Below are 1,021 nucleotides of genomic sequence, written 5' to 3' on the forward strand. Positions count from 1 at the left end.
GGTCCTAAACCACAGTTCATTGATATAGTTTGTCCAAATAAAGATTGTGAACTTTACGGTCTTGCCGATCAAGGAAATGTTGTCGGAAATGGAACCTCCATAAGCCGTGGAGAAAAAACTCGAAAATACATTTGCCGCCACTGCGGCAAAGTATTCAATGATCATACAGGTTCTGTCTATTATGATCTTCGCAAAGAGGAACGTATTATTGATTTAGCGCTGAAAATGTCCATGAAAGGCATGAGTGAGGAAGCTATTGCTGACGTATTGGAAATAGAACCAGCTACGGTACGTAGATGGTTATGTCGTGCTGGAGAGCAGTGTGATGAGGTAAATAAAAATCTCATGAAGAACCTGAATCTGCATAAGATTGAGATGGATGAACTGTGGGTTATAGTCCAAAAAAAATAGTCCCGAGAATGAAGGATTATGAAGATGATGGTTCGTGGATGTGGGTAGCTTTTGCACCAGAATGCAGGTTAATAATTGCTTTTGTTATAGGACCAAGAAAACAGTATGTTGCGGATGAATTACTGGAATTAACAGCAAAACGTCTTTCTGAATCGAAACCTCTTTTTGTCTCTGATGGTTTGAAGTTTTATACAAAAGCTCTTTTAAATGAATTCGGAGAAATAGAGGAGTTCCCAAGAACTGGGAAGAGGGGAAGACCAAGAAATCCAAAAACTAAACCTCCCAATAACTTGAGATATGCACAAGTTACAAAAAAAAGAAAGGGAGGAAGGTTACAGAAGATTGTCAAGAAGGTAATATTTGGAAAATACATCGAAGAAAATGAGATATCAACAAGTCTACTTGAAAGACAGAACTTAACATTCAGGCAGGACAACAATAGAGTATCAAGGAAGACAATAGGGTTTTCGAAGAAAGTAGAGTGCTTGATAAGTAGAATGATGCTCTACTGTACGCATTTTAATTTCTGTAGAGAGCACAGTGGGTTAGCATATGAAGATGAAAGAGGCATTAAATGCAAAAATACGCCTGCAAGAGAGGCAAAAATTAC

2 protein-coding genes are annotated in these 1,021 nt (G+C 38.1%); both read left to right on the forward strand.

The window, feature by feature from the left end; all coding sequences use genetic code 11:
* Positions 1-411: IS1 family transposase (locus HF312_21770; protein ID MCU7522822.1), on the forward strand; the 411-nt coding region annotated here is incomplete at its 5' end.
* Positions 387-1,021: IS1 family transposase (locus HF312_21775; GenBank protein MCU7522823.1), on the forward strand; the 635-nt coding region annotated here is incomplete at its 3' end. The genes HF312_21770 and HF312_21775, both read left to right, overlap by 25 nt.

Source organism: Ignavibacteria bacterium, from assembly GCA_025612375.1.
Classification (GTDB): domain Bacteria; phylum Bacteroidota; class Ignavibacteria; order Ignavibacteriales; family SURF-24; genus JAAXKN01.